This window comes from Curtobacterium sp. MCLR17_042 (genome assembly GCF_003234695.1).
GTDB lineage: Bacteria > Actinomycetota > Actinomycetes > Actinomycetales > Microbacteriaceae > Curtobacterium > Curtobacterium flaccumfaciens.
This window is the reverse complement of sequence record NZ_QKTD01000009.1, coordinates 62,149-87,282: the sequence shown is the minus strand read 5'-3', so window position 1 is coordinate 87,282 and position 25,134 is coordinate 62,149. Positions and strand designations below refer to the sequence as shown.

At 70.0% G+C, this 25,134-nt stretch carries 24 protein-coding genes and 1 tRNA gene; 14 read left to right on the top strand and 11 right to left on the bottom strand.

What is annotated here, in order from left to right; genetic code table 11:
* Window positions 1-41: 41 nt before the first annotated feature.
* From DEJ02_RS10640 to DEJ02_RS10615, 6 genes are read right to left on the bottom strand one after another with little or no spacing between them, the layout of a single operon-like run.
* Complete coding sequence (locus tag DEJ02_RS10640; protein WP_111033044.1) at window positions 42-968, bottom strand: prenyltransferase; 927 nt, start codon at window positions 966-968, stop codon at window positions 42-44.
* The gene (locus DEJ02_RS10635; RefSeq protein WP_246566113.1) at window positions 965-1,363 is read right to left on the bottom strand and encodes a lycopene cyclase domain-containing protein; all 399 of its coding nucleotides are present in this window, start codon (window positions 1,361-1,363) and stop codon (window positions 965-967) included. The genes DEJ02_RS10640 and DEJ02_RS10635 overlap by 4 nt, the downstream gene beginning before the upstream one ends.
* On the bottom strand, window positions 1,360-1,692 hold the full coding sequence (locus DEJ02_RS10630) for a lycopene cyclase domain-containing protein (RefSeq protein WP_027464925.1): 333 nt from the start codon (window positions 1,690-1,692) through the stop codon (window positions 1,360-1,362). The genes DEJ02_RS10635 and DEJ02_RS10630 overlap by 4 nt, the downstream gene beginning before the upstream one ends.
* Window positions 1,692-3,332 carry a phytoene desaturase family protein gene (gene crtI, locus DEJ02_RS10625; RefSeq protein ID WP_111033043.1) on the bottom strand — a complete coding sequence of 547 codons (1,641 nt, stop codon included), beginning with the start codon at window positions 3,330-3,332 and terminating at the stop codon, window positions 1,692-1,694. The genes DEJ02_RS10630 and crtI overlap by 1 nt, the downstream gene beginning before the upstream one ends.
* A complete protein-coding gene (locus DEJ02_RS10620; RefSeq protein ID WP_110858704.1) occupies window positions 3,329-4,267 on the bottom strand; it encodes a squalene/phytoene synthase family protein in 939 nt (312 codons plus the stop codon). The genes crtI and DEJ02_RS10620 overlap by 4 nt, the downstream gene beginning before the upstream one ends.
* A complete protein-coding gene (locus DEJ02_RS10615) occupies window positions 4,264-5,322 on the bottom strand; it encodes a polyprenyl synthetase family protein (protein ID WP_163343195.1) in 1,059 nt (352 codons plus the stop codon). The genes DEJ02_RS10620 and DEJ02_RS10615 overlap by 4 nt, the downstream gene beginning before the upstream one ends.
* Window positions 5,323-5,343: 21 nt before the next feature.
* Here DEJ02_RS10615 and idi point away from each other — a divergent pair, with 21 nt between their 5' ends.
* The 6 genes from idi (at window position 5,344) to DEJ02_RS10585 (ending at window position 13,030) form a co-directional block, all read left to right on the top strand.
* Window positions 5,344-5,886, top strand: coding sequence for an isopentenyl-diphosphate Delta-isomerase (idi, locus tag DEJ02_RS10610; protein ID WP_110864939.1), 543 nt, complete (start codon window positions 5,344-5,346; stop codon window positions 5,884-5,886).
* A gap of 246 nt (window positions 5,887-6,132) precedes the next feature.
* A complete protein-coding gene (locus DEJ02_RS10605; protein WP_071404930.1) occupies window positions 6,133-7,182 on the top strand; it encodes a magnesium and cobalt transport protein CorA in 1,050 nt (349 codons plus the stop codon).
* A 116-nt stretch (window positions 7,183-7,298) separates the two neighbouring features.
* Window positions 7,299-8,318: a LacI family DNA-binding transcriptional regulator gene (locus DEJ02_RS10600; RefSeq protein WP_017886425.1), complete on the top strand. Its 1,020-nt coding sequence runs from the start codon at window positions 7,299-7,301 to the stop codon at window positions 8,316-8,318.
* Between the two features lie 733 nt (window positions 8,319-9,051).
* On the top strand, window positions 9,052-10,575 hold the full coding sequence (mmsA, locus tag DEJ02_RS10595; RefSeq protein ID WP_111033091.1) for a multiple monosaccharide ABC transporter ATP-binding protein: 1,524 nt from the start codon (window positions 9,052-9,054) through the stop codon (window positions 10,573-10,575).
* Window positions 10,572-11,864, top strand: coding sequence for a multiple monosaccharide ABC transporter permease (mmsB, locus tag DEJ02_RS10590; RefSeq protein ID WP_111033042.1), 1,293 nt, complete (start codon window positions 10,572-10,574; stop codon window positions 11,862-11,864). The genes mmsA and mmsB overlap by 4 nt, the downstream gene beginning before the upstream one ends.
* A 62-nt stretch (window positions 11,865-11,926) precedes the next feature.
* On the top strand, window positions 11,927-13,030 hold the full coding sequence (locus DEJ02_RS10585; protein ID WP_027464932.1) for a sugar-binding protein: 1,104 nt from the start codon (window positions 11,927-11,929) through the stop codon (window positions 13,028-13,030).
* A 177-nt stretch (window positions 13,031-13,207) separates the two neighbouring features.
* Here the strand turns inward: DEJ02_RS10585 and DEJ02_RS10580 are convergent, their stop codons facing one another.
* From DEJ02_RS10580 to dcd, 3 genes are all read right to left on the bottom strand, one after another.
* On the bottom strand, window positions 13,208-13,558 hold the full coding sequence (locus tag DEJ02_RS10580; protein ID WP_111033041.1) for a DUF86 domain-containing protein: 351 nt from the start codon (window positions 13,556-13,558) through the stop codon (window positions 13,208-13,210).
* Window positions 13,555-14,070, bottom strand: coding sequence for a helix-turn-helix domain-containing protein (locus DEJ02_RS10575; protein WP_111029679.1), 516 nt, complete (start codon window positions 14,068-14,070; stop codon window positions 13,555-13,557). The genes DEJ02_RS10580 and DEJ02_RS10575 overlap by 4 nt, the downstream gene beginning before the upstream one ends.
* Before the next feature lie 92 nt (window positions 14,071-14,162).
* Complete coding sequence (gene dcd, locus DEJ02_RS10570) at window positions 14,163-14,750, bottom strand: dCTP deaminase (protein ID WP_027464935.1); 588 nt, start codon at window positions 14,748-14,750, stop codon at window positions 14,163-14,165.
* An 83-nt stretch (window positions 14,751-14,833) separates the two neighbouring features.
* Here dcd and DEJ02_RS10565 point away from each other — a divergent pair, with 83 nt between their 5' ends.
* A complete protein-coding gene (locus tag DEJ02_RS10565; protein WP_181440325.1) occupies window positions 14,834-15,925 on the top strand; it encodes a GNAT family N-acetyltransferase in 1,092 nt (363 codons plus the stop codon).
* Between the two features lie 52 nt (window positions 15,926-15,977).
* Window positions 15,978-18,023: a cytochrome c oxidase assembly protein gene (locus DEJ02_RS10560; protein ID WP_111033039.1), complete on the top strand. Its 2,046-nt coding sequence runs from the start codon at window positions 15,978-15,980 to the stop codon at window positions 18,021-18,023.
* 36 nt (window positions 18,024-18,059) lie between these two features.
* Here DEJ02_RS10560 and DEJ02_RS10555 read toward each other — a convergent pair whose 3' ends face one another.
* Window positions 18,060-18,356 carry a hypothetical protein gene (locus DEJ02_RS10555; RefSeq protein WP_139196596.1) on the bottom strand — a complete coding sequence of 99 codons (297 nt, stop codon included), beginning with the start codon at window positions 18,354-18,356 and terminating at the stop codon, window positions 18,060-18,062.
* A gap of 40 nt (window positions 18,357-18,396) precedes the next feature.
* Window positions 18,397-19,506 (bottom strand): DUF6177 family protein, encoded by a 1,110-nt coding sequence (locus tag DEJ02_RS10550; RefSeq protein WP_071404923.1) that lies wholly within the window; start codon window positions 19,504-19,506, stop codon window positions 18,397-18,399.
* A 195-nt stretch (window positions 19,507-19,701) separates the two neighbouring features.
* On the opposite strand from DEJ02_RS10550, the gene DEJ02_RS10545 reads away from it, so the two are divergent.
* From DEJ02_RS10545 to DEJ02_RS10520, 6 genes are all read left to right on the top strand, one after another.
* Window positions 19,702-19,775: transfer RNA gene (locus DEJ02_RS10545), tRNA-Gly, on the top strand.
* 14 nt (window positions 19,776-19,789) lie between these two features.
* Window positions 19,790-20,404, top strand: coding sequence for a GntR family transcriptional regulator (locus DEJ02_RS10540; protein WP_111033038.1), 615 nt, complete (start codon window positions 19,790-19,792; stop codon window positions 20,402-20,404).
* 179 nt (window positions 20,405-20,583) lie between these two features.
* A complete protein-coding gene (locus DEJ02_RS10535) occupies window positions 20,584-22,029 on the top strand; it encodes an MFS transporter (protein WP_228513513.1) in 1,446 nt (481 codons plus the stop codon).
* 43 nt (window positions 22,030-22,072) lie between these two features.
* Window positions 22,073-22,975: an ABC transporter substrate-binding protein gene (locus DEJ02_RS10530; RefSeq protein WP_111033037.1), complete on the top strand. Its 903-nt coding sequence runs from the start codon at window positions 22,073-22,075 to the stop codon at window positions 22,973-22,975.
* Complete coding sequence (locus DEJ02_RS10525; protein ID WP_111033035.1) at window positions 22,972-23,961, top strand: ornithine cyclodeaminase family protein; 990 nt, start codon at window positions 22,972-22,974, stop codon at window positions 23,959-23,961. Before DEJ02_RS10530 ends, DEJ02_RS10525 begins: the two co-directional genes overlap by 4 nt.
* Window positions 23,962-24,007: 46 nt before the next feature.
* The gene (locus DEJ02_RS10520; RefSeq protein ID WP_111033033.1) at window positions 24,008-25,129 is read left to right on the top strand and encodes an FAD-dependent oxidoreductase; all 1,122 of its coding nucleotides are present in this window, start codon (window positions 24,008-24,010) and stop codon (window positions 25,127-25,129) included.
* Window positions 25,130-25,134 lie beyond the last annotated feature (5 nt).

Below are 25,134 nucleotides of genomic sequence, written 5' to 3'. Positions count from 1 at the left end.
GGTGACGCACCACGGACGCCGCGGTGCGTGCGTCCAGTCTGTCAGTGCGTGAAGGCGTACGCGATGAGTGCCATCGTGACGATGAAGCCCGCCAGGTAGTTGATCCAGAGGAAGCGCTTCCACCCGGCGTTCGCGGCCTCGGCGCCGTGGTCCGTGATGTTCCACCAGGGCAGCACGTTGAGCGCGTACGGGATGACGACGATCGCGGCGATCGGCCCGGGGAACGCCGAGAACAGCAGCGCGATGCCGGCGACCAGGTAGGCGACGAAGGCCAGGCGGACGGTGGCCCGGGCGCCGATCACGGTCGCGACGGAGCCGATGCCACCGGCACGGTCGGCCAGGACGTCCTGCACGGCACCGAACGCGTGCGAGGCCACACCCCACAGGAAGAACGCGATGCAGACGGCGACGAGTTCACCGGTCCAGTGCGGGCCCGCCAGGGCGAGGCCGTAGATCGCCGGCGAGACGAAGTGCGTGCTCGACGTGAGCGAGTCGAGGAACGGCTTCTCCTTGAACCGCAGCCCCGGTGCCGAGTACGCGATCACCGCGAACACGCTGATCGCCAGGACGAGCCACGACCACGGCCCGTTGCCGCTGACCGCGCCGAGCACCACGAGCGCGACGAGGAAGGGGACGTTCGTGACGACGACGGCCCACAGCGTGGTGCGGTGGACGCTCTTGTCGAGCAGGGCACCCTCGACGCCGCCCTTGCGCGGGTTGCGCAGGTCGGACTCGTAGTCGAAGACGTCGTTGATGCCGTACATCGCCAGGTTGTAGGGCACCAGGAAGTACACGACACCGACCAGGAACGCGACGAGCGAGAACCCGCCGCCGCCCTCGACGCCGACCCCGCTGCCGAGCAGGTACGCGGCGCCGAACGGGTAGGCGGTGTTCACCCAGCTGATAGGGCGCGACGACACGAACAGGGCGCGGAGGGTCGACGGCCTGGAGGCGGTGCTGGCGTTCACTTCATGTCCTCTGCTGGTGCTGGGGCCGGGTCGGGCGCGGGGCGCGCGCCGGTCCGGTCGAACAGGACCCACAGGCTGGGCAGCAGCACGATGGCGGACATCGCGTAGGCGAGGTCCTCGACCGGGATCGCACCGATCTTCGCACCGCTGATGAGCGAGGGGTCGTAGGCGACGATCCGCAGCGTGACGATGACGTTGTCGAACACCATCGTCATCACCAGCAGCGCGACGCCCGCGATCACGGACGTGAGCACCGCGACCCGACGCCCGACCGCGGGCCGTCGACCCGCCGCACGGGCACGGCGAGCGGCGACGACGCCGGCGACCACGGCCACGACGGCCGTGACGCCGAAGAACGGCAGGGCCAGGAGCGCGTACGCCCCGGTGCCGTTCACGCGCGCCGCCGATCGGTCGCCCGCTGCACCAGGGGCCGGACGAAGCCGACCAGGTCCATCGTCGAGTAGCAGAGCAGCAGCAGGAAGAAGAGTTCCTCGAGCGGGACCTCGGGCGCCAGGAGCACCCCGGTGAGCAGGTTCTGCGGCCCGATGAAGAAGATGCCGGCAGCGACACCGGCGACGTCCCACACCATGAAGAACGCGACACCGACGACCATCACGGCCGCCGCCCGCCACGGTGCCCGCCAGAAGAACAGCCGGAAGCGGGCGTCCAGCACGGTCATGCCGACCAGGGACACCACCAGGCCGGCGAGGTAGACCCCGGGCATCAGGCGGTCTCGGTCCGGTCCCGCGGGGCCCCGAGGGGCGTCGGCAGCGGCTCGGTGCTCCGGTCGCCGTGGATGCGCTTGAGCAGGACCTCGGCGCTGATCAGGCACATCGGCAGACCGATGCCCGGGATCGTCGAGGCACCGACGTAGTACAGCCCCTCGACCTTCTTCGACGCGTTCTTCTCGCGGAAGAACGCGCTCTGCTTCAGGGTGTGCGCCGGGCCGAGCATCGAGCCGTTCCAGGCGTTCAGGTCGTCGGCGAAGTCGCGCGGTCCGATCGTGCGTCGGACCCGGATGCGGTCGCGCAGGTCCGGCACCCCGGCGCGCTCGGCCAGCACGTCGATGGCACGGTCGGCGATCTGCTCGACCTGGTAGTCACCGGCACCGTCGATGCCGCCCTTGCCGATCGACAGGTCGGCGGGCAGGGGCACCAGGATGAACAGGTTGCTGGTGCCGGGCGGGGAGACGCTCGGGTCGGTCTCGGACGGGGCGCAGACGTAGATCGAGGCGGGGTCCGGCACGTGTCGGTCGTCGCCGAAGATGGCTCCGAAGTTCGCCCTCCAGTCCGCGGTGAACATCAGGGTGTGGTGCAGCAGGCCCGGTGTCGGACCGTCGATGCCGAGGTACACGAGCACCGCGCTCGGGCCCGGGTCGCGCTTCTTCCAGTGGTCGGCGCCGTGGGTGCGGTGCTCACGCTCGAGCAGCTGCATCTCGGTGTGCTGCATGTCGGCAGCGCTGACCACGAGGTCGGCGGGGGCCGTGTGCTGCACACCGTCGCGGTCGCGGTGGACGACCCCGGTGGCGACGCCGTCCTCGACGACGATCCGCTCGACCTTCGCACCGGCGATGATCTTCGCGCCCTCGGCACGGGCGACCCGCTCGACGGCGGAGATCACCTCGGTGATGCCGCCCTTCGGGTAGAGCACGCCGTCGGCCAGGTCCAGGTGGCTCATCAGGTGGTACATGCTCGGTGCCGCGTACGGACTCGTGCCGAGGAACACCGCCGGGTAGCCGAGGATCTGCCACAGGCGACGGTCGCGCACCGCGGTCTCGGCGAAGGTGGAGAGCGGCTCGAGCAGCAGGCGCGCGAGCTTGGGCAGACGACGCAGGACGTCGGGTGCGGCGAGCTTCGTGAGGTCCTGGAAGCTCGTGTAGAGGAACCGGCGCACGGCCATCGTGTAGGTGTCCTCGGCCGACGCGAGGTACTTCCGCATCCGCTCGCCGGCACCGGGCTCGATGGACTCGAACAGCGCGATGTTGGCCTCGGCGTCGGCGCGCAGGTCGATCGGCTCCTCGTGGCCCTCGCTGTAGACGCGGTAGCCGGGGTCGAGCTTCACCAGGTCGAGTTCGGCCTCGGCCGACGTTCCCAGCAGCTGGAAGAAGTGGTCGAAGACCTCGGGCATGAGGTACCACGACGGCCCGGTGTCGAACCGGAACCCGTCCTGCTCCCACGAGCCGGCACGGCCGCCGAGCTGCGTGCGCTGCTCGAGCACCGTCACCGAGAAGCCGTCGCGTGCGAGCAGCGCTGCGGCCGCCAGGCCGCTGATGCCGCCGCCGATGACGACCGCGCGGCGTGCGGGCACCTTGCGCCGGGTGGTGGTGGCGACCGTCGTCGGTCGGGAGGCGCGGGGCGGGGTCATGAGGAGCCTCCCGGCCGGTGGGTGGTGACGCGCGACCGGAGCGGTGCGCGTCCGGCGAGGACCTGCGCCGCGAGGCGCACCTTCACCGGGTTGGGGACGCGCACGCGCGTCGTGACGAGGCGGCTCGCCGGGGTGCGCGCGAGTCGGTCGTTGAGTTCCTGGAACAGCGCGTGGGCGAGTCCGACGGCGTTGCGGGCGTCGGCCGGCAGCAGCCGGATCGTACGTGCTGCGTGGTCGAGGTCGGCCTGCACGTCGGCGACCAGGCGGTCCTTGGTGGCCTCGTCGAAGGAGCGGATGTCGACGCCCGGGAAGTACGAGCGACCGAGGACCTCGAAGTCGGCGTGCAGGTCACGCAGGAAGTTCACCTTCTGGAACGCGGCGCCGAGCGCACGTGCACCGGCGACGAGTTCGGCCTGGTCGAACGTCGGCCGACCGGCGCGGTACACGAACGCGCGCAGGCACATCAGGCCGACGACCTCGGCGGAGCCGTACACGTACGCGTCGAACGAGGCGTCGTCGTGCTCGGTGCGGTCGAGGTCCATGCGCATCGAGGCGAAGAACGGGGCGGTGAGCTCGGCGCCGAAGCCGGTGGCGCGGGCGGTGCGGGCGAACGCGTGGACGACCGGGTTCACCGAGAAGCCGAGCGCGATGGCCCGTTCGGTGTCGGCCTCGAGCTCGTCGAGCACCGTGCGGGCGAGCTCGCGGTCGAGCCCGGCCTCGGTCGCGGGGCCGTCGACGACCTCGTCGGCGACGCGGACCAGCGCGTAGACGTTCCGGATGTGCTCGCGCGTGTCGCGGGCCAGCATGCGGCTCGCCAGCCCGAACGATGTGGAGTACCGGTCGATGACGACCCCCGACGCGGCCTCGGCGGTGGCGTCGTAGAGCTGGAGGCGAGCCGGACGGGATCCGGTCGCCGTGGTGGTGCTGTGGGTCACCGGGCGCGCTCCACGAGTTCGGTCACGAGGGCCTCCAGGCGGTCGGCGAGGTCGTACGGCAGCCGGGCGAGCTCGGCCCGGGCGAGTGCGGTGTGGTCGGCGACACGTGCTTCCGCGGCGCCGCGCGCACCGCAGGACACCAGGGTCGCACGGACCTCGTCCGCGCGGGCCTCGGTCAGGTCCGGGTCGCCGAGGTACGGCTCGAGGTCGGGCCAGCAGTCGGTGGTCGCCGCGTACGCGATCAGCATGGTGCGCTTGCCCTCGCGCAGGTCGCCCAGCACGGTCTTGCCGGTCATGGTCTCGTCGCCGAAGACCCCGAGCAGGTCGTCGACGATCTGGTACGCGATGCCGATCTCCCGTCCGAAGGCTCCGAGGGCGGTGACGATCTCCTCGTCGGCGCCGGCCAGCACGGCGCCGGACTGCAGCGGCGCCTCGAACGAGTACACGCTCGTCTTCGCCCGTTCCATCGCCAGGACCTCGTCCACGGTCGGCATCACGCCGAGCGCCAGGTCGACGTCGGTCATCTCGCCGGCGGCGCTGGCGAACACCGCCTCGTCGAGCAGTTCGAGCAGCCGCTCGCGGCGGGTGCCGTCGACGCCCGCAGCCTCGATGAAGCGGGGCGCACCGGCGAGGGCCAGGTCACCGGCGATGACCGCGGCACTCATCCCCCGGTGCTCGGCCGTCGGCAGCGGCAGGCCGCCCGTCGTCCCGTTGTCGCGGAAGGACCCGGCGACGTTCGGCTGCCCACGGCGCGACCAGTCGCGGTCGATGACGTCGTCGTGCACCACGAGTGCGGTGTGCAGGAGTTCGTAGGCCGCGGCGACGTTGGCTGCGGCGTGCGCGTCGGTGCCGCCCATGCCGGCGTACGCGGTCATGACCATGCGGGGCCGGAAGCGCTTGCCGCCCATGCTCGCCTTGCGGAGCACGCGCCACAGTTCTTCGGACGGTCGGCCGTAGCGCTCGGCGCGTGCCGACGACACGGCGAAGAAGCGCTCGAGGCAGTCGTCGACGAGCGCGAGGTCGATGTGCGGCACGGTGGTCGCTTCCTCGCTCATTGGCCTAACCTATCGACTCAGATGAACGCTTTCCCTGAATCCGTGGTGCTCCTGGCCGACGACCGTACCCCGATCGGCACGGCGGACAAGTTCACGGTGCACACAGCCCACACGCCCCTGCACCTGGCGTTCTCGTGCCACGTCCGGAACACCGACGGTGACGTCCTGGTGACCCGACGAGCACTGTCGAAGAAGACCTGGCCGGGGGTGTGGACGAACACCTTCTGCGGCCACCCCGGTCCGGACGAGTCCTTCGAGGACGCCATCGGCCGTCGTGCCTCTCGCGAGCTCGGCATCACCGTGCGCGACGTCGAGGTCGTGCTGCCGGAGTTCCGGTACCGCGCGGTCGACGCCTCGGGCATCGTGGAGAACGAGGTCTGCCCCGTCTTCCGTGCCGTGACCGACGACACCCCGGCGCCCGCGGACGACGAGGTCGCCGAGTGGGCATGGGTGTCCGAGGACTCTCTCAGGCAGGCCGTCGCCGGCGCGCCGTTCGCCTGGAGCCCGTGGCTCGGGTGGCAGCTCGCCGAACTCGAGACCGCCGGGCTGCACGTCACGCGCTGACGCTCCTGCGCCTGCCGCGACGGGTTGTCCGACCCGCGCCGCAGGCGTACGCTCGACCGTCGGCAGCGCTCTGGGCGCCGCCACGACGAGACGAGAAGGGCAGGTGAGGCGCGATGTCGGGTGACCATCCTCGATCGGGCCGGCCGCCCGTGTCGGTCGTCGCGCCCGCTCGCTGACCCTGCCCCGCCCCGGATCGACTCCGGGGCGCCATCGCGCCCGCCTGCTCCCCACCGAAGGAGCACGCACATGGCACTGATCGACAACGCGATCTACGTCCGGGGACGCCGCGTGGAGTCTCCGTCGACCCTGTCGCGCCCGGCTCGTGGCGACCTGACGTGGATCGGGCTGCTCCGGCCCGACCCGCACGAGCTCGAGGCCGTCGCCACCGAGTTCGACCTGCACGAGAACGCCGTCGAGGACGCCCGCAAGGGACACCAGCGCGCCAAGCTCGAGCGCTACGGCGACACCCTGTTCCTGGTGCTCCGGCCGGCCTGGTTCGACCCGTCCGAGGGCACCGTCGAGTTCGGCGAGGTGCACCTGTTCGTCGGCGACCACTTCGTCGTGAGTGTCCGGCACGCCGCCCGACCCGACCTGGCGGTGCTGCGGGCACAGGTCGAGGCGGACCCGGAGTTCCTGGCGAAGGGGTCCGAGGCCGTGACCGCGGCCGTGCTCGACGAGGTCGTCGACGGCTACGGCCCCGTCGTCCAGGTCCTGCAGGAGCAGATCGACGCCATCGAGGACCAGCTGTTCGCCGGGCAGGTCGACCCGGGGGTCTCGAAGCGCATCTACCAGCTACTCAGCGAGGTCCTCGCGTTCCAGCGGGCCACCACCCCGGTGCCGGCGATGGTCACGGGGCTGCTCCGCGGTGCCGACAAGTACGGCGTGGACGACGACGTGCAGCACCGGCTCCGCAACGTGCACGACCACGCGCTCCGTGTCACCGAGCGGGTCGACTCGTTCCGCGCCCTGCTCGAGAACGCCCTGACCCTGCACGCCACCCTGGTGTCGCAGGAGCAGAACGAGGCGATGCGCCGGATGACCAGCGCGAGCCTGGCCCAGGGCGAGGAGAGCCGGCAACTCGCCCGGGCAGCACACCGCCAGGGCGAGGAGGTCAAGAAGATCTCGTCGTGGGCGGCGATCCTGTTCGCGCCCGGCCTGATAGCCGGTGTGTACGGGATGAACTTCGACCACATGCCCGAGCTGCACTGGCACTACGGGTACCCGGTCGCGATCCTCGGCATGCTCCTGCTGATGGGCGTGCTCTGGGCGATCTTCCGCAAGCGCAACTGGCTCTGAGCGGACGGCGGATCGGCGCACAGGTGGCGTCGATCCGTCGGACGTGCATAATGATCTGGCCCGGATGTGAACGTGCACATCGATGTGCCACGACACCCGGGCGGAAACGAGCAGCAATGGCGTCATCGCGGACACAGCAACCGCGTTCGCCCAGCATCCGTGACGTCGCACGGATCGCGGGCGTCTCGCACCAGACCGTCTCGCGGGTGCTGAACAACTCGGACGCGATCCGGGCCGAGACACGCGACAAGGTCCTGGCGGCCATGGAGCAGCTGCAGTACCGGCCGAACCGGGCCGCACGCGCCCTGGTCACGAGCCGGACCCACACGATCGGCGTCCTGACGGCCCGCCGCGCCCACTACGGTCCGGCCGTGGCACTGCAGGCGATCGAGGACGCCGCGATGCTCCGCGGCTACTCGGTCACGACGGCGAACATCGCCGAGGCGACCGACGCCGCCGTGCGTGAGGGACTCGGGCACCTGCTCGACCTCGACGTCGAGGGCATCGTCGTCATTGCCCCCCAGCAGCGGGTCTTCGACCTGATCGCGGAGCTCGGTATCCGCACCCCCTACGTCACCATGCGCGCCAGCGTCGGTGAGGATCCGACGGCCCTGTGGGTGGACCAGATGGAGGGCGCACGGCTCGCGACCGCGCACCTGCTCGACCTGGGGCACGAGTACGTGCGGCACATCGCCGGACCGCAGGACTGGATCGAGGCCGACGCCCGCATGCAGGGGTTCCTGCGCGAGATGTCCGACCGCGACATGGCCGTCGCGCCGCCGATCCTGGGCGACTGGACCGCCGACTTCGGCTACCACGCCGGCCGCGAGCTGCTGCGGTGGCGGGACTGCACCGCGATCTTCTGCTCGAACGACCAGATGGCGCTCGGCGTCATGCACGCAGCGCGCTCGTACGGGCTCGACGTCCCGGGTGACCTGTCCGTGGTCGGCTACGACGACATCCCCGAGGCGAAGCACTTCTGGCCACCGCTCACCACGGTGCAGGTCGACTTCGCCGAGCTCGGGCGGCGCTGCGTGGACCTGCTGCTGCCGAGTGAGGGCGAACTGCTCCGCCCGATCGACATCGTCCCGCAGCTGGTCGTGCGCGCCTCCACGAGCGCGCCCCGCACGCGCTGACGCACCTCGGGCCTCGGCGCCCCGGGGTACCTGCCACGAACGGGCATACCTACCACGAACTTCTGCCCAGGTACGCCCGAAGACACCAGCTACGCCCGGAACCACCCTGCGCCCCCGGAGTACCTGCCACAAACGGGCGTACCTGCCACGAACTTCCGACCAGATACGCCCGGAACGACCAGGTACGCCCGAAACCACCCGGCCGCCCCGGAGTACCTGCCACAAACGGGCGTACCTGCCACGAACTTCCGACCAGGTACGCCCGGAAGCGCCAGGCAAGCCCGCCCCGACGAGGCGAGCGCGGCTCCGGACGCGACCACGAAGCGGACGGGAGGCCCGTGGCCGGCCCGCCACGGGCCTCCCGTCCGCGCATGCGGTTCCGCGCAACGAAACGCCCGTTCCCGGGGCCCCTGGCCCCAACCCGGGGGACGTTCCCTCCGGATCACGCACGCCGTTACGAAAACGCGACCAATCCGAATTGACAGCCACACCGAGGCTGTGCGTAAATTGCCTCCGTCCAGCCGATGTGACCGTTCACATGAGCGTCACACCGAGCCGGATCCGGACGCGACAACGAAGTCCACACAGGCCCCCTGTGCTTTCGCTGCCGCAGCAGAACCACCCGAACACACTGCCGCACCGAAGCGGCAGAAGGAGATGCACTGTGGCGTCAACCCCGATCGACACCGGCCTCGAGACCCGGTCGATCACCGCACCCGAGACGATCCTCGAGATGCGCTCGATCACCAAGGAGTTCCCTGGTGTGAAGGCGCTGGCCGACGTCTCCCTCAGCGTCCGTGCCGGCGAGATCCACGCGATCTGCGGCGAGAACGGCGCCGGCAAGTCGACCCTGATGAAGGTCCTGTCGGGCGTCTACCCGTACGGCACCTACAGCGGCGAGATCGTCTACGAGGGCGAGGAAGTCCGCTTCTCGAACATCAAGCAGTCCGAGCAGGCCGGCATCGTCATCATCCACCAGGAGCTGGCGCTCATCCCGGAGCTCTCGATCACCGAGAACCTGTTCCTCGGCAACGAGCCGGGCCGCGGTGGCGTCATCAACTGGACCGCCGCGCAGCTGCGTGCGCAGGACCTGCTCGCCCGCGTCGGCCTGGCCGACGACCCGGACACGCAGATCAAGAACCTCGGTGTCGGCAAGCAGCAGCTCGTCGAGATCGCGAAGGCCCTGCACAAGGACGTCAAGCTCCTGATCCTCGACGAGCCGACCGCCGCGCTCAACGAGAACGACTCGCAGCACCTGCTCGACCTGATCGTCGGGCTGAAGGCCAAGGGCATCGCGAGCATCATCATCAGCCACAAGCTCAACGAGATCGAGCAGATCGCCGACGAGATCACGATCATCCGCGACGGCAAGGCCATCGAGACGCTCAACGTCAAGGCGGACGGCGTCAACGAGGACCGCATCATCCGCGGCATGGTGGGCCGCTCGCTCGAGTCGCGCTTCCCGGACCGCACCCCGAAGATCGGCGAGACCTTCTTCGAGGTCCGCAACTGGACCGTGCAGCACCCGCTCGACTCGTCGCGCCTGGTCTGCAAGGCCTCGAACTTCCACGTCCGCCGCGGTGAGATCGTCGGCTTCGCCGGCCTGATGGGCGCCGGACGCACCGAGCTCGCGATGAGCCTGTTCGGTCGCTCGTACGGCACCTGGCTCGACGGCCAGATCATCAAGGACGGCCGCGAGATCAAGGTCACGAACGTCCAGCAGGCGATCGAGAACGGCCTCGGCTACGTCTCCGAGGACCGCAAGGCGCTCGGCCTGAACCTGCTCGACACCGTGAAGCGCTCGACGGTCGCCGCCGACCTGCAGAAGATCTCGAAGCTCGGTGTCGTCGACTCGCTCGAGGAGTACTCGGTCGCCGAGAAGTACCGCAAGATGCTCCGCACGAAGGTGCCGAGCGTCGAGGACAACGTCGGCAAGCTCTCTGGTGGCAACCAGCAGAAGGTCGTCCTGTCCAAGTGGATGTTCACCGACCCGGACATCCTGATCCTCGACGAGCCAACCCGCGGCATCGACGTGGGCGCCAAGTTCGAGATCTACGGGATCATCCAGCAGCTCGCGGCCGAGGGGAAGGGCATCATCCTCATCTCGTCCGAGCTCCCCGAACTCCTCGGTCTCTCCGACCGGATCTACACCATCTTCGAGGGCCAGATCACCGCTGACCTCCCGGCCGACCAGGCCGATCCCGAATCGCTCATGCGCAGCATGACCTCCGCGCGGAAGGGCGCCACCGCCTCATGAACAACCTGAAACTGCTCTTCGGCAAGGGCAACAGCATCGGCCAGTACGGCATGATCATCGCCCTCATCGTGCTGCTGATCTTCTTCTCGATCACCACGAACGGGCTCATCCTCGAGCCGACCAACGTCATCAACCTGTTCCTGCAGTACTCCTACATCCTGATCCTGGCGCTCGGCATGGTCATGGTCATCATCGCGGGGCACATCGACCTGTCGGTGGGTTCGGTCGCAGCGGTCGTCGGCATCGTCGTGGCGCAGTCCATGGCCGTGTGGGACTTCCCGGTGTGGGCCGCCATCATCCTGGGTCTCGCGTGCGGTGCCCTGATCGGTGCATGGCAGGGCTTCTGGGTCGCGTTCGTGAAGGTCCCGGCCTTCATCGTGACGCTGGCCGGTCAGCTCATCTTCCGTGGCGTGAACCAGATCATCGGCAACTCGACGTCGGTCCCCGTCCCGGACGCCTTCACCCCGATCGGCGCCGGCTTCCTCGGTGACTTCGGCCCCGACTTCGGCTTCAGCAACGGCACGCTGCTCATCGGCCTCGTCACGATCCTCGCGCTCATCATCATCGAGGCCCGTGGCCGTTCCCGCCGTCGGAAGATGCAGGCCGAGGTCCCGCCGCTGTGGGTCTCGATCGTCCGCACCGGCATCCTGGTCGCCGTCACGCTCGTCGCCACGTACCTGTTCGGTGCCGGCCCGGTCGGCACCTCGGTCCCGATCGTCGCGATCATCCTCGGCATCCTGACCATCGTCTACGGCTTCGTCACGAAGAACACGATCTTCGGTCGCCAGGTCTACGCCGTCGGTGGCAACGCCAACGCAGCCGTCCTGTCCGGCGTCTCGGCGCGGCGGGTCAACTTCTTCGTCATGATGAACATGTCGGTCCTCGCCGCGATCGCCGGCATGGTGTTCGTCGCCTACTCCGGCGCCTCGGGCCCCGCGGACGGCACCGGCTGGGAGCTCGACGCGATCGCCGCCGTGTTCGTCGGTGGCGCGGCGGTCGCCGGTGGTGTCGGCACGATCTCCGGCTCGATCATCGGTGGTCTCGTGATGGCGCTGCTGTCGAACGGTCTGCAGCTCATGGGCCTCGAGTCCAACCAGGTGCAGATCATCCGCGGTCTCGTCCTGCTCGTCGCCGTCGCCTTCGACGTCTACTCGAAGTCGCAGGGACGCCCGTCGCTGATCGGCGGCATGATGCGGCAGTTCCAGCGGAAGGACACCGAGCAGAACACGGTGGCCGCTCAGCAGCCGCGGTCCATCGAGGACCAGCCGGACAAGATCACCCTCCCCTAGTCCACCCCTCCCCACAGCGGGGCTCCGGCCCCACACCTCCTCAACGAAGAGAAAGCACTCACATGCGCAAGAAGATCGTCGCCGGCCTCAGCCTGGCGCTCATCGCGGGCCTCGCCCTCAGCGGTTGCTCGGCACGCGGCTCGTCCGACGACGCCGGCAGCACCAGCAGCATCAAGAAGGGCGACCTCATCGGCGTCGCCCTGCCGGCCAAGACCTCGCAGAACTGGGTCCTCGCGGGTGCCGCGTTCAAGAAGTCGATCGAGGACGCCGGCTTCAAGGCCGACATCCAGTACGCCAACGCCGGCAACCCGGTCCCCGACCAGCAGTCGCAGATCTCCGGCATGATCACCAAGGGCGCCAAGGCCGTCATCATCGGTGCCGCCGACGGTTCGCAGCTGACCGCGCAGGTCAAGTCCGCCAAGGACCGCGGCGCCGTCGTCATCGCCTGGGACCGCAACATCCTGAACACGAAGAACGTCGACTACTACGTGGCGTTCAACAACTTCAAGGTCGGCCAGCTCCAGGCCGAGGCGCTGCTCAAGGGCCTCGAGGAGAAGAAGGGCGACAAGCCGTACAACGTCGAGCTCTTCGCCGGTTCGCCGGACGACGCCAACGCGACCGTGTTCTTCAACGGTGCGATGGACGTCCTGCAGCCGAAGATCGACGACGGCACCATCAAGGTCGTCTCCGGTCAGACCACGTTCCAGAAGGTCGTCACGCAGGGCTGGCTCGCGCAGAAGGCCCAGTCGCGCATGACCGACCTGCTCTCGCAGTACTACACGGGTGACACCGAGCTCGACGGCGTCCTGTCGCCGAACGACACCCTCGCCCGTGCGATCCTCACCGCGACCAAGGCCGCCGGCAAGGACAACCCCGTCGTGACGGGCCAGGACTCGGAGACCGCGTCCATCCCGCTCATCATGCAGGGCACGCAGTACTCGACGATCTTCAAGGACACGTCGAAGGAGGCCCAGGCGGCCGTCGACCTCGTCTCCACGCTGTCGAAGGGCGACAAGCCCGACACGAAGATGGACAAGACGAACAACTACAACGGCAAGAAGACGGTCCCCGCGATCGAGCTCACGCCGGTCCTGGTCACCAAGGACAACGCCGTCGAGGCCTACAAGGGCAACGACACCCTCGAGGAGCTCGCCAAGAAGGGCTGATCTCCCCAGCACCACGGACGGCCCCGTCTCGCCTCGGCGAGACGGGGCCGTCCTGCGTCGTCCGGGGGCCGGCCACACGGCGGACGGGAGGCTCGGTGCACGTCGTGATCCGTGCCTCCAGTTCGCCGTGTGGTCAGCCCAGGGCTCGTGACCGCGCCCGGTCCGGGCCCGCGTCCGTCAGGGGTGGGCAGCGCGCAACCGGCGCGCGGCGTCGGCGAGGTGCGGGACGTCGGTGCGGGCGGTGCCGAACACCAGCGCACGCGTCGTGTCGAAGTACCGCCGGGTCAGCCGCTCCCCCAGGTCGGACACGCGCGACCACGGGATGCCGGGCTCGCTCGCGGTGACCCCGGCGGGGAGCACCCGGACCGCCTCACCGATCTCGACCAGGCGCATCCGGACCGCGTCGTGCACCAGGTCCTCGGGCACCCGCTCGTCGTCGATGTAGCGCCGGATGGCCTCGCACGCCCGGATGACGTCGTCGAGGCGGTCGGCCACGGCACGGCGGACACCGCCGGGCTGGGCACTCACAGCGGCACCGCGGTCCGGACGACCCCGGGGCGCATGCCCGCGGCGTCGACCACGTCGACCCGGACCCCGAGCAACCGTTCGGCGGCGTCCTGGATGCGCATCAGCGCGAAGATGCCGAGCCCCGCGTCGACGTCGACCATCAGGTCGACGTCACTGTCCGGACCGTCCTCACCCCGCGCGACGCTGCCGAAGATCCGGGGGTTCCGCCCGCCGAACCGCTGCACGATCTCGAGGAGGTCCTGCCGGGCCGCGACCACGCGCTCGAGGAGCGGCGGCGGTTCCTCGACCGGCTGCAGGTCGATCGTCGTCGTGAAGCCCGCCGCACGGAGCATCCGCTGCAGGGCTGCGAGCGAGGGTTCGCGCCGACCGTTCTCGTAGGTGCTGATGACACTCTGGGTGACGCCGGCGCGCTGGGCGAGCTGGACCTGGGTCAGTTCGGCGCGTTCACGGGCGTCGCGGATGAGCACCGCGGCCGACAGTGGCGGGGCGGACCGTGGGGGGACAGCGGACATGCTGCAACGATACACAGCATGCGACATTTCGTCTGCTGGCGGAACCGACGGGTCTGGGCAGGCCCGGACGGAACGGGACGGTCCGGCGCGCGTCAGCGGGGGTCGGAGACGTCCGCCCGGTGGAAGTTCTGCGCCGAGCGGGACGCGGTCGGGCCACGCTGCCCCTGGTAGCGGGACTGGTACTCGGCGGAACCGTAGGGCTTCTCGGCGGGGCTCGAGAGCTGGAAGAAGCAGAGCTGCCCGATCTTCATCCCCGGCCACAGCTTGATCGGCAGCGTCGCCACGTTCGACAGCTCGAGCGTCACGTGCCCGGAGAACCCGGGGTCGATGAAGCCCGCGGTCGAGTGGGTCAGGAGGCCGAGGCGACCGAGCGAGCTCTTGCCCTCGAGCCGCGCCGCGATGTCGTCGGGCAGCGTCACGACCTCGAACGTGGAGCCCAGGACGAACTCACCCGGGTGCAGCACGAACGCCTCGTCCGGGTCGGTCTCGACCAGGCGGGTCAGGTCGGGCTGGTCCACCGCGGGGTCGATGTGCGGGTACTTGTGGTTGTCGAACAGCCGGAAGAACTTGTCGAGCCGGACGTCGATGCTCGACGGCTGCACGAGCGAGGCGTCGTACGGGTCGAGGCCGATCCGGCCTTCGGCGAGCTGGGCGGTGATGTCGCGGTCGGAGAGCAGCACGGAGGAAGCCTAGCGGCAGCGGGCGTCGCGCCGGTATGCTGCCAGGCTGCCCACCACCCGGGCGGGCGGCGTTCGGAGCAGTGATGACCACGTACACCGTCGACGAGATCACGGTGCCCGCCACCATGGACGACGACCCGGCGGTCGTCTCGGTGTTCCGCGAGTGGGTCGACGTGCAGAACCGGGCCGAGGTCGCGACCACGCACCTGCCCGAGCTGCTCTGGACCCCCGAGGAACAGCTGCCGTACCTGCTCGACCCGGACGCACCCAGCCGACTGTTCGTGGTCCGCGACGACGAGGGGACCGCGGTCGGAGCCGGCTCGTACGACTCGAAGGTGGACCCTGCCGCCCCGAACTGCTGGATCGCGGTCAGCGTGGCACCCGAACACCGACGTCGCGGCGTGGGCACGCTCCTGGCCGAACACCTGGAGGACGTCGCTCGCGGTCAGGGACGCACGCAGTGGAAGACCTACGCGGTCTCACGACAGGTCGGGCCGGCATCCGGCCCCGGGTACCGACAGGCCCCCACCGGGTTCGGGGCCGTCCCGGAGGACGAGGCAGCGGTCCGGTTCCTGACCCGTCGAGGCTGGCGGCTCGGGCAGGTCAACCGGATCAGCCGTCTCGCACTCCCGGCTGCCGAGGCCGCGGTGGCCGACGTCCGTGCGGCTGCGACCGTCGCGTCGGGTGACCACCACCGCGTGCACACCTGGACGGGTCCGACACCCGATCGGTGGCAGTCGGACCTCGCGCTCCTGCTGACCCGGATGAGCACCGACGCCCCGTCGGGCGACATGACCGAGCCCGAGGACGCCTGGACGGTCGAGCGGCTCCGGACACACGAGCAGCACCTCGAGGACGGACCCCGCACGATGCGCACGGTCGTGGTCGAGGACACCTCGACCGGGTCGCTCGTCGGGTTCACCCAGCTCGCCGTCCCCGGTCCCCTCGCGCAGCCGGTCATGCAGGGCGACACCCTCGTCGTCCGTGAGCACCGTGGGCAGCGGCTCGGATGGCTCCTGAAGGCGGTCGGGATCGAGGCCGTCGAGCGGGAGCATCCGGGGCACCCCTCGATCATCACGTTCAACGCGGAGGAGAACCGCCACATGCTCGACGTGAACGAGGCCGTCGGGTTCGTCGGCGTCGGCTGCGAGGGCATCTGGGAACGGCGGGTCTGAGCGCGCATCCGAGGGGCCGCCGTCCAGCCGGCACGCCTACGATTGGACGGTCATGACCGTCACGTCACCCGAAACCCAGCCCACGGGGTCAGCGCCGGACGCCGCCCCCACCACCGGGCGCTCGTCCACCGTCGCGACGGTCCTCGTCATCGCGATCCCGCTGGCCGTCGCGTGCTCGATCCTCGGGCTGACGATCACCGGTGCCTTCAGCGCGAGCCAGCAGCTGGTGTCCGCCGGCGAGGTCGTCGAGTACGGCCTGCCGATCGCCCGCGTCGTGCACGACACGATGGCGGCACTGACCATCGGGCTCCTCATCGTCGCGGCGTTCGCGCTGCCCGCGCAGAAGAAGGACCACGGGGCCCTGTCCAGCGTGCAGCACCGCGCGACCCGGTGGGCCGCGGCGACCGGCGCAGTCTGGTTCCTGGCCGCCGCGGTGAGCATCGTCCTGACCGGCGCGAACACCCTCGGTGTCCCGCTCACCAGCCCGGTGTTCGCCCGCAACTTCATGCTCTTCGCGTTCCAGGTCGAGATCGGCCAGGCGCTCGTGGTGTCGGCTGCCGCGATCCTGGTCGCCACGGTGGTCGCCGCCTTCGCCACCCGGGTGACGACCCTGGCGTTCGCCACCATGATCGGCCTGTTCGCCCTGCTCCCCCTGGCCCTGTCCGGCCACGCGGCCGGGTCGCTCGAGCACGCGAACGCGGTGAACTCGCTCGCGATCCACCTGGTCGGGGTGTGCGTGTGGGCCGGTGGCCTGGTCGCCGTGGTCCTGCTCCGCACCCGCACCAAGGGCGCGACCGGACGTGTGATCGCCCGGTACTCGACGCTCGCCGGCTGGTCGTTCGGGGCCGTGGCGTTCTCGGGCATCGTCAACGCGTCGCTCCGCCTGACCGGTCCGCTCGACCTGTTCACGACGACGTACGGCTGGCTCATCACCGTCAAGGCGCTCATCCTCGTGCTGCTCGGCGTCGCGGGCATCGTGCAGCGCCGGAAGCTCGTGCCCGGGCTCCTCCGCGCGCCGCTCGACCGCCGCCTGTTCACCCGGTTCGCCCTGGCCGAGATCGTGTTCATGGCCGTGGCCATCGGTGTCTCGGTCGCCGTGTCCCGCTCGCAGCCGCCGATCCCGCAGACCCCGGCGACGGGTGAGGACACCCGCTCCGGCCTGATCGGGTTCCCGTTCCCGCCGGCGCAGACCACGCAGACCTACCTGACCCAGTGGCACATCGACTGGGTGTGGCTCGGCCTGGCCGTCGTCGGGGCCGTCTGGTACCTGCTGGCGGTGCGCAAGCTCCGGAAGCGCGGCGACGCCTGGCCCGTCGGGCGCACCATCGCCTGGCTGATCGGCTGCGCCCTGTTCATCTGGACCACGTCGGCCGGCCCTGCCGTGTACGGCATGATCCACTTCTCGTCGCACATGCTCCAGCACATGCTGCTGATGATGTTCGTCCCGCTGCCGCTCGTGCTCGGCGGTCCGGTGCTGCTCGCGCTCCGCACCCTGCCGGTCCGGAACGACGGCTCACGCGGCGCCCGCGAGTGGCTCATGCTCTTCGTGCACTCCCGCTGGATGCAGTTCCTCGGCAAGCCCGCCGTCGCGGGGATCATCTTCGCCGGGTCGCTCGTGGTGTTCTACTTCACGCCGGCGTACCAGGCCGCGATGCAGTCGCACGAGTGGCACGTCGCGATGATCATCCACTTCGTCCTGAGCGGCTACCTGTTCTTCTGGGTCTTCGTCGGCGTCGACCCGGGCCCCCAGCGCCCGCCGTACCCGATGCTCATCATCACCCTGCTGGCCACCCTGGCGTTCCACGCGTTCTTCGGTGTCGCGGTCATGACGTCACAGTCGGTGTTCGCGATCGACTGGTTCCACGCACTGGGCCAGACGAACGACGCCGCACTGCTCGACGACCAGCACACCGGCGGCGGCATCGCCTGGGGCGCTTCGGAGCTCCCGATGGTGTTCGTGGCCCTGCTCGTCGTCCGGAACTGGATGCGCTCGGACAAGCGCGACGCGAAGCGCCTCGACCGCAAGGCCGACCGCGACGGTGACGCCGACCTCAAGGCCTACAACGAGCGTCTGGCGGCGATGAGCAAGCGGGACTGACCCGCCGCTCCGGCCACACGGCGGGCGCGGTTCCGGTCAGTCCCCGTGGACGATGCAGACCGCGTCGAGGTCCATCGCGGCCTCGAGCGCGGCCGAGATCCCCGATTCCCCGTCGGGGCCGGCGGGGGTCACGGTGTCGACCCACCACAGCGGCGTCGCCAGGGTCGGGGCGTCCGGCAGGATCCGCTCGACCTCGTCGAAGGAGTCCACCCGGCGCACGCCGAGCACGGTGATCACCGGGTGGGTGGCGTCACGGCAGACCTGCATCATCGGGCCGTCGTCGAGCGCCCGGACACCCCAGGTCTCGTCGTGCAGCAGGAGTGCCTCCGCCACCTCGCGCGTCTCGACCGGCTGGCGGCAGAGGATGGTGACGTCACGCGGCACCCTGACCGCCCACCATCCGGTCGTCGCGGACGTGGCCGTCGAGTGTGCCCTCGTCGTGCGCGGGGTCGAGCGGTGCGCCGCCGACCAGCTGCAGGAAGCGGTCCTCGTCGATGCGGTCGAGGAACGACTCGAGCGCTTCCCAGCCGTCCTCGAAGCGGACGATCATGCCGCCGTCGTCAGCGGCGTCGGCATCCGGACGGGCGGCCGAACCGGAGCCGGCTGCGAAGGTCGCGGTCGTGGTCCGCGGTGGCGGCCAGACGCCGTCGCGGTCCAGGAAGCCGGCGGCCTCGGGGCCCACGACGACGGCGAGCGGCGACGGCTCGCCGTGCGAGACGGCCCGGACCAGGTGGTCCGCGTCGCCGCGGCGCTGCATGACGACGCCGAACACGGGGACGACCTGGTCGGCGACCCGCTGCACGGCGTCGAACATCCGGTTCGCCAGGCCCGGGTCGGTGTTCTCCTCGGGCACGGTGAGCACGGCGGACATCGTCTCGACGACGACCCCGCCGACCAGGTGCGCGGTCATCGTCGCGGAGAACCCCTCGCCGACGGCGTACGAGGTCGAGATGCCGGGTGCCTCGTGCTTCGCGTACTGCGTGACGACCCAGCGGTCCCACGGCACGGTGAGCGGTTCGGCGGTGCCCCACCGGGTCGGGCAGGTGCCGACGGTGTGGCACAGCGCCTCGATCGCGGAGCCCATGTCGACCGCACGGCCGGGGTGGTGGCGGAGGGTCAGGTCGATGCTGATCTGTCGTACCGAGTCGGCCGAGACGGGGTGCTCGGGCGACGGGGTGCCCACGAGTTCGGGGCCGCGGTGCACGAAGTCCTCGATGTCGGAGGCGGCGACGCCGGTCCGGCCGTCACGCAGCGTGCCGTCGAAGTCGGACACCGCCCACGCGGCACCGTACGCGCCGAGCGCATGACGGAGCGCCGGGGTGATCGCCGCGGCCCGGCCGGTGCGGAGCACGACCGTCCGTCCGGCGTCCGCAGACCGACGGAGCAACGAGGCGAGCGCATCGGTCAGCCACACGACGGGCGAGGCGGACTCGACCACGATCGCCGAGCCGACCACGTCGTCGATGAGGGGATGCCTGACCATCCGGGTCCTCCTCGGTTCGGGGCTGGAACTCCCTGGACGGTACACACGGGGGCGACACCTGTCCGTCAGGCGCCCACCCTCACAGCGGAGACTCGGGAGGCGCGACACGCGCCCGCGAGACGGCGTACGGTGCGCGGTCGGCTGGCTTCCAGGCGAGAATCCGCTAGGCTTGCCGAGTCCCGTTCTGCGGGGCGCGCGAGTGTAGTTCAATGGTAGAACTCCAGCTTCCCAAGCTGGTAGCGCGGGTTCGATTCCCGTCACTCGCTCCAACTACGATCAAGCCGTGGAGTCCAAGCCGGCATCGGTCCTCAAGGCCATCAGGGCCGAGATCATCAGCGGTTCGCTCACTCGTGGCTCGCGACTGAAGGAAGACGCCCTCGCGGAGCGCTTCGGTGTCTCCCGTGTCCCCGTCCGCGAAGCCCTCCGGCAGTTGGAGACCGAGGGCTTCGTGGTCGCCGAGAAGTTCAAGGGCGTCCGGGTCGCAGACTCCTCCACCGAGGTCGTCATCGAGTTGATGCAGATCCGGCGCGGGCTCGAGGTCCTCGCCGCCGAGCTCGCGGCAGACCGGAGGGGAGGCGACTGCGCTGACCTGCTCCGAGCGGTCGGCCACGAGGACCGCTCCGACCAGGAGATCGAAGCCCAGTCGCCCCGGTTCGCCTTCCACGGTCTGGTGGCACGCGCCTCCGGGAACACCAGACTCGAGACCATGATCGAACAGTTGATCCACCAGACCGCCTGGGCCTTCGAGCGTGTGACTCGCGAAGAGGTCGCCGCGAGCAGCGAGGACCACGCGGCCGTCGCGAACGCGATCCTGCGGGGAGCGTCGGTGCAGGCAGGGCTGCTGATGGACGAGCACCTGCGTCGCGACGAAGCGATCTACCGCGAACTGAGCGCCTAGAACGTATACGACCCAGGTTCGGGTGAAACCCGGAGCACCAGCCGCATGTCGAGTCTGGTGGGGTTTGAATCGATCGCGTCACGAAACGTCTCGAAGTTGAAACCAGCCCGAAACAGCTTTTCGTATACAAAAGAGTGACCGCACGGTGCACCGCTCGCTCTTCCCCGCTGGAGTTACGAATGTCTGCTGTAACCCGCTCCACCGCACCAACACACACCATCACCGACCAGCCCTCCGGGGGCGTCGGCTCCGCACTCGACTCGATCGGGTTCACACGAGCCCAGTTCTGGGTCCTCATGCTCATCCTCGCTGGTGAGTTCTTCGACACCCTCGAGCAGAACTCCGTCGGTGCGATGGCCACCAACATCAAGGCCTCCCTCGCGATCGGCGACGTCCAGCTCTCCACCATCAACACCGCGACCGTCGTCGGCGGGTTGGTCGGTAGGCTCCTCGCCGGTTGGCTCGCCGACCGCTACGGCCGCCGGTTCTCGCTCGGACTGAACCTGCTCGTCTACACGCTGGGCGGCCTGCTGAGCGCTGTCTCCCCGAACTTCGAGATGCTGCTGGTCAGCCGTTTCATCGTCGGCATCGGCGTCGGCGGTGAGTTCATGATCGGCATCGCGATGCTGTCCGAGATGGTCGCCACCCGGTACCGGGGCGGACTCATCGCCACGATCAACGTCGGTGCCGGCGGCATCGGCAACTTCATCTCCTACGGGCTCTTCCTGCTCCTCCTCGGCCCGCTGGCCGTGCCGCTCGGCGGCGACGACCACGTCTGGCGCTGGAGCTTCGTGATCCTGGCGCTCCCCGCGCTGTTCGTCGTCCTGTACCGCCGCAAGCTGCCCGAGACGCCGCGCTGGCTCCTCTCGAAGGGCCGGATCGACGACGCGAACCGCTCGCTCGCAGTCCTCGCCTCGAACACGTTGACGCCACCCGCTGACGCCGTCGGCCCCGTCCAGCTCACTCCTGCCGACCTCCCGCCGGTGTCCTTCCATGCCTCGCCGGCCGCCGTGTTCCACCGCCTGGTCCTGCGCCGGACGATCGCCATCGGGGTCGCGTCCTGGATGGCCTTCGGGGTGCAGGTCACGCTGAACTTCCTCATGCCCACACTGCTGGTCGAACGCGGGTACTCCGTCTCGCAGAGCCTGCTGTACACGATGATCATGAACGTCGGCTCGCTCCTCGGGTGCACTGCCGCCGCCCTGCTCGCGAACCGCATCGGGCGGCGACCCCTGGTCGCCGCCGCGGGGGTCCTGGGCTGTGTCACAGCACTGGCGTTCGCAGCATTCGGGAACGACACCGGCGCGATCCTCGCCCTCGGCGCACTGTTCCAGTTCTTCACGATGCTCACGAACACCACGCTCGCTGCCTGGACCGCCGAGGTCTACCCGACAGCGATCCGCGCGTCCGGCGCCTCGATCGTGAACGGGATCGGCAACATCGCCGGTGCCGTGATGCCCTTCGCCGCGATCGCGCTCTACGGGTCCTGGGCCTTCGCCGGGGTCTTCGGGCTCGCCGCCGCCATGTACGCGGTCCTCGTGATCGCCTCGCGGTTCGCACCCGAGACCCGCGGCCGGTCCCTCGAGGACGTGAACGAGAACGTCCTGACCGCCAAGTCCGCCTGAACGACCCGATCCACCTGCCACACCCCACGAACGGAGCACCACCATGGACACCCTGAACATCTCGGCGACCGCCAACGGCCTCAACTACCTGCCCGAGTACGTCGCCGACCTGGGCGGCCTCTTCGCCGAACGCGGCCTCACCGTGACCGCCACCGCTTGCGACCCGTGGACCGGCGTCCTCGACGACATCGACTCCGGCGCCGCCCACCTCGCGCTCGGGGGCCTCTGGGTGCCGGCGATGTACGCCGGCACCGCCCGTGAGCTGTCGGTCGTCGGACAGCTGAACCACGCCTTCCCGATGACCATCGTGGCTCGGCACGAGACCGCCCCGATCACCTTGGACTGGCTCGCCGGGAAGGTCGTGCTCGCACCCGGAGCTGGCGGCAGCGCACCGTACGAGTTCACGGCGGGGCTCGTCCGCGAAGCCGGTCTCGACGTCGCAGCGACCCGCTTCGTCCGCGACCTGTCGACCGCCATGCTCGTGGAGCTCTACCAGGGTGGCCTCGGCGACGCCATCATCCTCGACCTCGTCTCGGCCGAGGAACTCGTGGCGGCCGGCGGCGGGTCGATCGTCTTCCGGCACCTCGATGCCGGCGGGGTGATGCCGAACAGCGTCTACTACACCCGCACCGACCGCATCGAGGAACTCGGTGACCGCGTGCCACGGTTCATGGACGGCATCGCTGCGGCCATGCAGCGGATCACCGCCGGCGACGCCGACGCCGAGATCACCGCCGTGCTCGCAGCCCGCTGGCCGGACAAGGACCAGTCGCTGCTCCGACGAGCCGCCGACGAGATGGCGGCGGGCGGCGTGTGGGACTCCGCCGTCGTGGACCCTGATGCGTCCGACCGGTGGATGCGGATCCTGTTCGACGGCGGACTCACGACGCACGTCCCGTCGTACGACGAACTCCTCGGTTCGCCGAGCGCCGTCGCCGTCTCGTGACGCTCGTCCTCGGGGCGTCCGACGTCGCTGCTGCGCTCGAGGACGTCGATGTACTCGAAGCCGTCGAAGCCGTCCACGCCGACCTCGGAGCAGGCCGGATGCAGCAGCCGGCCCCGGTCGCCCTGACGGGTGCCGACGATGCGCTCTTCCTGCCGATGGCAGTGCGGTCCGACCGGCTGGGTCTGGTGGCGGTGAAGCTCATGGCCGACATCCCGGACAACGCCTCCCGCGGCCTGCCGACCCAGCGGTCAACCATCTTGGTGTCGTCTGCGACGACGGGCGAGTGCTTGGGCGTCCTCGACGGCAAGGACATCACCCGCGCACGGACGGCGGCAGCCTCGGTCGTGGCCACACAGCACCTCGCTCGACCGCACAGCACGACACTGGGGCTCGTGGGCGCTGGGAACCTCGCCGTCGAGCACCTCCGCGCGTTCGCCAAGGTCCGGCACTTCGGACGGGTGCTCATCTGGTCACGCTCCACGCCGACGACCGATCGGTTCCTCGAGGCCGTCGGCGACGACCTCGCTCGACGATGCGTCGTGGTGGGCGATCCTCGCCAGGTGGTCGAGGAGTCCGACGTCCTGTGCACGCTCACGCCGTCCGTACGCCCGGTCGTCGAGGGCGGTTGGTTGCACGCGGGCCAGCACGTGAACGCCGTCGGCGCCCGTCCGCGCCCCACCCACCGCGAACTCGACGGCCCTGCGATGGCGCGTGGGACGGTGTTCGTCGACAGCCGGGCCACGGCCTGGACGAAATCGGGCGACCTGCTCGAGGCCGTCGTCGAGGGCGCGCTCCCGCAGGACCTCCACCCGGCCGAGCTCGGCGAGGTCATCGTCGGACGCGCTGTCGGCCGGGTCGACGACGACCAGGTCACGGTGTTCGACTCGGTCGGGCTCGGTGCGCAGGATCTGGCGGTCGCCGCCCTGGTGCTCGAAGTCGCTCGCGAACGGGGCCTCGGGAGCACGGTGCGGACCTCGGGCCGCTGACGGGGACGGCCGTGTCTGGTTCGGCGTGCCCAACTACGATCTCGACATGACCATCCCCACACCGGCAACGCACATCGTCATCGGTGCCGGGGTCGTCGGCGCCGCGGCCGCGTACGCCCTCACCGCCCGCGGCGAGCGCGTCCTGCTCGTGGAACAGCACGCTCGCGGCCACCACCTCGGTTCCTCGCACGGTGCGACCCGGATCTTCCGGCAGGGCTACGCGGACCCGGAGTACGTCGCGCTGACCACGCGGGCACTGGCGCTGTGGGAAGCGCTCGAGGCCGCTGCCGGGGAAGAGCTCATCGTCCGCACGGGTTCCGTCGACCACGGTCGACCCGAGGTCGTCGACGCGATCGCCGCGGCCCTCGCCGACGCGGACATCCCCCACGAGTCGCTCACACCGGACCAGGCGGCAGCACGTTGGCCCGGCATCGCGTTCGAGGGGCACGTGCTGACCCACGCGTCGGCCGGACGCATCCGCTCCGAGCGGACGATCGAGGTGTTCCTGACGCTGGCCGAACACACCGGTCTCGCCGACCTGCGGTTCGACACCCGGGTCACCGGGCTCGAGGACCACGGCGACGACGTCACCGTGACGCTGTCCGACGGCAGCGCGGTCCGTACCGCGTCCGTGGTGGCCGCGGTGGGCTCGTGGGCCCCCACGCTGGTCGGCGAGCTGCTCGCCGGACGCGGGGCGGGCCTCCCGGCCATCCGCGTCACCCAGGAGCAGCCGGCCCACTTCCCCAGCCACCTGCCGGACGCGGCCTGGCCGAGCTTCGTGCACTGGGCCGACGGCGACGACGTGTACGGGCTGCTGACGCCGGGCGAGGGCGTCAAGGTCGGGTTCCACGGCACCGGGCCCGTCGTCGACCCGGACCACCGCGACTTCGTGCCCGTGCCGGCCGAGGCAGAGCGACTGCAGGCGTACGTCGCGCGGTACGTGCCGGGGGTCGACGCGACGAAACCGACGTTCATCAGCTGTCTGTACGACAACTCCCCCGACGAGGACTTCGTCATCGACCGGGTCGGGCCCCTCACGGTGGCGACGGGGTTCTCCGGGCACGGCTTCAAGTTCGCGCCGCTGCTCGGCGAGATGCTCGCGGGCCTCGCCACGGGCGGGGTGCCGCACCCGCGTTTCGCCCTGCCGGAGCCGGTGCCCGCGTCCTGACGCAC